Origin of the sequence: Nitratireductor sp. GCM10026969, from assembly GCF_042660605.1 — a bacterium.
Lineage (GTDB): Bacteria > Pseudomonadota > Alphaproteobacteria > Rhizobiales > Rhizobiaceae > Chelativorans.
In genome coordinates this window covers 1-5,708 of sequence record NZ_JBHSUM010000209.1, presented here as the reverse complement: position 1 = coordinate 5,708, position 5,708 = coordinate 1, and the positions used below count along the sequence as shown (strand labels likewise).

General features: G+C 66.4%; 7 protein-coding genes. All 7 read right to left on the bottom strand.

Annotated elements, in window-relative coordinates; all coding sequences use genetic code 11:
• Positions 1–831: bifunctional folylpolyglutamate synthase/dihydrofolate synthase (locus ACFP9U_RS23325; protein WP_378625118.1), on the bottom strand; the 831-nt coding region annotated here is incomplete at its 3' end.
• 30 nt (positions 832–861) lie between these two features.
• Entirely contained in the window at positions 862–1,800 is a 939-nt protein-coding gene (gene accD, locus ACFP9U_RS23320; RefSeq protein WP_322451202.1) for an acetyl-CoA carboxylase, carboxyltransferase subunit beta, read from the bottom strand.
• 57 nt (positions 1,801–1,857) lie between these two features.
• Positions 1,858–2,700, bottom strand: a complete 843-nt coding sequence (gene trpA / locus ACFP9U_RS23315) for a tryptophan synthase subunit alpha (RefSeq protein WP_378625116.1) — start codon at positions 2,698–2,700, stop codon at positions 1,858–1,860.
• Positions 2,697–3,026 (bottom strand): divalent-cation tolerance protein CutA, encoded by a 330-nt coding sequence (cutA, locus tag ACFP9U_RS23310; RefSeq protein ID WP_378625115.1) that lies wholly within the window; start codon positions 3,024–3,026, stop codon positions 2,697–2,699. The genes trpA and cutA overlap by 4 nt, the downstream gene beginning before the upstream one ends.
• A 3-nt stretch (positions 3,027–3,029) precedes the next feature.
• On the bottom strand, positions 3,030–4,250 hold the full coding sequence (trpB, locus tag ACFP9U_RS23305; protein ID WP_378625113.1) for a tryptophan synthase subunit beta: 1,221 nt from the start codon (positions 4,248–4,250) through the stop codon (positions 3,030–3,032).
• Between the two features lie 9 nt (positions 4,251–4,259).
• Entirely contained in the window at positions 4,260–4,916 is a 657-nt protein-coding gene (locus ACFP9U_RS23300; protein WP_378625119.1) for a phosphoribosylanthranilate isomerase, read from the bottom strand.
• Positions 4,917–5,091: 175 nt separating this feature from the next.
• Positions 5,092–5,708 (bottom strand): M48 family metallopeptidase (locus ACFP9U_RS23295; RefSeq protein ID WP_378625112.1); only part of this gene is annotated, 617 nt, incomplete at its 5' end.

Here is a 5,708-nt window from a genome sequence, read left to right as displayed (position 1 = left end):
GACCGGAAAGCCCGCCGTCTTGACGGCGGCGATCGCCGCGGCGGCGTTGGCGATCTGGTGCCGGCCGGCCAGCCGCGGCAGCGGCAGGTCAAACAGACCGCCCTCGTCCTGATAGACCATGCGGCCACCTTCCTCGACGGCGATGAAGTTCTCCCCGTAGGCCTGCAGCGGGCAGTTGAGCCGCTCGGCCGTCTCGATGAGCACGTCGCGCGCGGCATCCCATTCCTGCTGGCCGACGACGACGGGCACGCCGCGCTTGATGATGCCCGCCTTCTCGGCCGCGATCAGCTCCACCCGGTCGCCGAGATAGGCCTCATGATCGAGCGAGATCGGCATGATGAGGCTGACGGCGGGACGGGGAATGACATTGGTCGCGTCGAAGCGTCCGCCGAGTCCCACCTCGACGACCGCTGCATCCGCCGGGTGCTCGGAAAAGAGCACGAACATGACGGCTGTCAGGATCTCGAAGACGGTCACCTGTTCGCCGCGATTGGCTTCGGCCACGCGCTCCACGGCCTCGGCCAGCACGGCATCCTCCACCAGGCGCCCGCCACCCGCCGCCCCAAGCCGATAGCGCTCGTGCCAGCGTACCAGATGCGGCGAGGTGTGCACATGCACGGTTCTGCCGGACGCCTCGATGAGCGCCTGGGCGAAGGCGGCGGCCGAGCCCTTGCCGTTGGTGCCGGCGATGTGGATCACCGGCGGCAGCCGCTCATGGGGATTGCCGAGCCGCTCGAGCAGGCGGGCAATCCGCTCGAGCGACAGGTCGAACCCCTTCGGGTGGAGCGACATGAGCCGCTCGATGGCGCGCTCGGCGGTTTCCACGGTCATCAATGGCCTCGATCGGGAGGGGCGGCTGGCTTATGCCTGTTGCGCTTCGCTTTCGGCCGGTTCCTCTTCGGCCTCGGCCGGAGTCTCTTCCGCCGCTTCTTCGGTTTGCGTAAGCTCTGCGGGTGTCTTGAGCAGGATCTTCAGAAGCCGCGCGACCGTCTCCTTCATCTCCAGCCTTGAGACGACCATGTCCAGCATGCCGTGTTCCATCAGGTACTCGGCGCGCTGAAAGCCCTCGGGCAACTTCTCGCGGATCGTCTGCTCGATGACGCGCGGGCCGGCGAAGCCGATCAGCGCGCCCGGTTCGGCGATGTGCACGTCGCCCAGCATGGCGTAGGAGGCCGTCACACCGCCGGTCGTCGGATGGGTGAGGACGACGATATAGGGCAGGCCGGCCTCCTTGAGGCGGTCGACGGCGACCGTGGTGCGCGGAAGCTGCATCAGGGAAAAAATGCCTTCCTGCATGCGCGCGCCGCCGGAGGCCGCGAACAGAACCAGCGGCAGCCGCCGCTCCACGGCGGTCTCGAAGCCGCGCACGATGGCCTCGCCCGCCGCCATGCCGAGCGAGCCGCCGATGAACGCGAAATCCTGGACCGTGGCCAGCACCTCGAGGCCCTCGATGCGTCCGACGGCGTTCAGCACCGCGTCCTCGAGGCCCGTCTTTGCCCTGGCGTCGCGCAGGCGGTCGCTGTAGCGCCGCTCGTCGCGGAACTTCAGCGGGTCGGTGGGCGCCTTGGGGTTTTCCAGCGTCTCGTAGGCGCCCTCGTCAAAGAAGAACCTGAGCCGGTCCCTGGCCTTGATCTTCATGTGGTGGCCGGAGGAGGGGATGACCCACTGGTTCTCCTCCAGATCCTTGTGGAAGACCATTTCTCCGGTCTCCGGATCCTTGATCCAGAGGTTTTCCGGCATCTCGCGGCGGCCGAACATGGAGTTGATCTTCGGCCGCACGTAGTTGGTGATCCAGTTCATGGCCCAAGCCTTTCCTTTTTCCGCTCCGCGCGAGGCTCGCCGCGGATGATGCGCTTCCTATCCGGCAGCCGCAAGGCGCGCCTCGCGCACGCCATCGGCGAGGCCGCGCACCAGTGTCGCCACCGCCTCGGCCGGATCGGCAGTGGTGTTGCCGTCGGGACCGAGCACATTGGCGACCGCATTGACAATCGCCGTGCCCACCACCACGCCGTCGGCGGCCGCCCCGATGGCGCGCGCCTGGTTGGCCGTCTTCACGCCGAAGCCGACGCAGACGGGCAGGTCCGTGTGTCCCTTGATCCGGTTGACGGCGGCGCTCACCTTGGATGTATCGCTCAACGCCGATCCGGTAATGCCCGTCATCGACACGTAATAGACGAAACCCGACGTGTTCTCGAGCACCTTCGGCAGGCGCCTGTCGTCGGTCGTTGGGGTCGCCAGTCGGATGAAGTTGATGCCGGCGTCAAGGGCGGGCAGGCACAACTCCTCGTCCATCTCCGGCGGCAGGTCGACGACGATCAGCCCGTCGATGCCGGCCTGCCTGGCGTCGGTCAGGAAGCGCTCGACCCCATAGATATAGATGGGGTTGTAGTAGCCCATCATGACGATCGGCGTGTCGTCGTTCTCCTTGCGGAAGCTGCGCGCCATCTCAAGCGTCTTGGCCAGCGTTTGGCCGCCCTTGAGCGCGCGCAGGCCGGCCGCCTGGATCGCCGGGCCGTCGGCCATCGGATCGGAGAACGGCATGCCGAGCTCGATGATGTCGCTGCCGGCCTCGGGCAGTGCCTTCATTACCGAAAGCGAGGTCTCGTAGTCTGGGTCGCCGCCCATGAAATAGGTCACCAGCGCCGGCCGGTTCTCGGCCTTGAGCCGGGCAAAAAGCGTGTCGATGCGCGTGGCGGTCATGCCGGCTCCCTCGTCTCCTTGCGCAGCCAGTCGGCGTATTCCTGGTCGACATCCGTGATCGCCGTCGCCGTGATGGACGGCACCTCATAGGGGTGCAGCGGCCTGACTGCTGCGCAGACGGCATCGAAATGCTCGGCCCGCGTCTTCAAAAGCAGCGGAACTTCCTTGGCCTGCTCCACCGCGCCCCGCCACCGGTAAAGGCTCCGGATGGGCGCGAAAATGTTGGCGCAGGCAGCGAGCTTGTCGCCGATCACGGCTTCGGCGATCTTCTCCGCCGTCTCGCGGTCGGGGCAATTCACCCAGATATCGATGAAGTGCATCGTCATGGTTCAGATATCCATGTTCAGATGCTTGGCGACGGAGAAGATGTCCTTGTCCCCCCGCCCGCACAGGTTCATGACGATGATCTGGTCCTTGCGCATCTTCGGCGCGCGCTTGATGACCTCGGCCAACGCATGGCTGGGTTCGAGCGCCGGGATGATGCCCTCGAGCCGGGTGAGAAGCTGGAACGCCTCCAGCGCCTCCGTATCCATGATCGGCACATATTCGACCCGGCCCGATTCCTTCAGCCACGAGTGCTCCGGCCCGATGCCCGGATAGTCGAGCCCGGCTGAAATCGAGTGCCCGTCCTTGATCTGCCCGTCCTCGTTCTGCAGCAGATAGGTACGATTGCCGTGCAGCACGCCGGGCCTGCCAGCCGTCAGCGAGGCGCAGTGCTCCTCGCCCTCGAGCCCCCTGCCGCCCGCCTCGACGCCGACGATGGAGACCTCCTTGTCGTCGAGGAAGGGATGGAACAGACCGATGGCGTTCGATCCGCCGCCCACGGCTGCCACCAGCATGTCCGGCAACTTGCCCTCGGCTTCCAGAAGCTGCGCCTTCGCCTCTTCGCCGATCACCGACTGGAAAACGCGCACCAGCTCCGGATAGGGATGCGGGCCGGCGGCGGTGCCGATGAGGTAATAGGTGTCCTCGACATTGGTCACCCAGTCGCGCAGCGCCTCGTTCATGGCGTCCTTGAGCGTGCCGTGGCCGGCGCTGACAGGCTTCACCTCCGCGCCCAGGAGCTTCATGCGGAAGACGTTCGGCGCCTGCCGCTCGACATCCGTCGCACCCATATAGACCACACAGGGCAGGCCGAAGCGCGCCGCCACCGTGGCCGTCGCCACGCCGTGCTGGCCCGCGCCCGTCTCGGCGATGATGCGCGTCTTGCCCATGCGCTGCGCAAGCAGGATCTGGCCCAAGCAGTTGTTGATCTTGTGGCTGCCCGTATGGTTCAGCTCGTCGCGTTTGAAATAGACCTTCGCTCCGCCGAGATGCTCCGTCAGCCGCTCGGCGAAATAAAGCGGCGACGGCCGGCCTGTGTAATGCGCCCCCAGGTGGTCGAGCTCGGCCTTGAAGGCCGGGTCATCTCTAGCCGCGTTCCAGTGGCGCTCCAGCTCCAGGATCAGCGGCATCAGCGTTTCGGCGACGAAACGACCGCCGAAGATGCCGAACATCCCCTGCTCGTCGGGTCCGGTGCGGAATGAGTTTGGTTGAGCGGGCTTGTTCATGCCGCCTCCTTAGACGCGCTCCGGCCGTGCCGCGCGCACGGCCTGGAAGAAGGCACGTATCAGTTCCGGATCCTTCTCGCCCGGCGCGCCTTCCACGCCGGAGGAGACGTCGATGCCGCGCGGCTGACAGGCCGAGAGCGCCTGGCCGATATTGGCAGCGTTCAGGCCTCCGGAAAGCATGTAATCCACTTCGCCGTCAAGGGAAGCCAGGAGGGACCAGTCGAAGGGAATGCCGTTGCCGCCGGGAAGCTCCGCCCCCGCGGGCGGCTTGGCGTCCAGCAGCAACCGGTCGGCGATGCCCCGATAGGCGTCGATCGCGGTGAGATCAGCGGCCTCGCGCACGGGGATCGCCTTCATGACCGGCAGGCCGTAACGCGCCTTCAGCGCGCGGACACGTTGCGGGCTCTCCTTCCCGTGAAGCTGCAGCATATCCGGCTGCATGCTTTTGACGATGTGCTCCAGCGCTTCGTCATCGACATCGACCGTCACGGCGACCGCCTGCGCCTTGTCTTCCGCCGCCCGCCGCAGCCGCGCCGCTGTCTCAGCCGTCACGTTGCGCGGGCTTTTGGGAAAGAAGATGAAGCCGAGATAGCGCGCACCGCCTGCGAGCGCGGCATCCACCGCCTCGTCCGTCTTAAGGCCGCATATCTTGATGTCGAGTTCCATAAGGGTGGGAAGTGGCATGAAATAGCGGCGAAGTCGAGGTGAAAGGCGCGGCGACATCCTTCGACGGGCTCAGGATGAGGGGCGAAGGCAAAGGGGGGCACTGTGCCAGCTCCGACATGCCCGCAGAAAGCCAGCGCCGGCCCTCATCCTGAGCCCGTCGAAGGATGCAGCACTTTCAGCCGAACTGTATCGCCTGCAGGGCCGATCCGTTGCGCTTCAGCCACTCCTTGCAGCGTTCGGTGTCCGGGCAAAGCTCCTTGCACAGCTTCCAGAAGCGGGGACCGTGGTTCATCTCCTTCAGATGCGCCACCTCATGGGCGACAAGGTAATTTATGACCGCGGGCGGGGCCATCATGATGCGCCAGGAGAAGGAGAGCGTGCCGTCTGAGGTGCAGGAGCCCCAACGGCTCGTCGTGTCCTTGTAGCGGATGGCCTTGGCGCGGCGGCCCACGCTTGCCGTATGCCGGGCCACCAGCATCTCGATATCGCGCTTCGCCTCCCGCTTCAGGAATTCCGCCACCCGGCGCGGCAGGTGCACACGCGCCCCGCGCACCACGAGCAGCGGCTGTCCATCACGCGTTACGGCCTCGACCGTGCCGCGCAGGGCGGGCTCGTGGACGATGAGGTGCGGCACGCCGCGCAGCGGGATTTTGATGCCGTGCCGCACCAGCGGCCGCTCCGGCAGCTTTCTCAGCCGCTCTTCGAGCCAGCCTTCGTGGCGGGCGAGAAAGTGGTCGATCTCGCGCGCCGGCAACCCCGGAGGTACGGTCACCCGCAGGCCCGCACCCCCCG

Coding starts and splice junctions, on each gene's coding strand:
- ACFP9U_RS23300 (WP_378625119.1), bottom strand. CDS start 4,916: ATGGAACTCGACATCAAGATATGCGGCCTTAAGACGGACGAGGCGGTG.
- trpB (WP_378625113.1), bottom strand. CDS start 4,250: ATGAACAAGCCCGCTCAACCAAACTCATTCCGCACCGGACCCGACGAG.
- trpA (WP_378625116.1), bottom strand. CDS start 2,700: ATGACCGCCACGCGCATCGACACGCTTTTTGCCCGGCTCAAGGCCGAG.
- cutA (WP_378625115.1), bottom strand. CDS start 3,026: ATGACGATGCACTTCATCGATATCTGGGTGAATTGCCCCGACCGCGAG.
- accD (WP_322451202.1), bottom strand. CDS start 1,800: ATGAACTGGATCACCAACTACGTGCGGCCGAAGATCAACTCCATGTTC.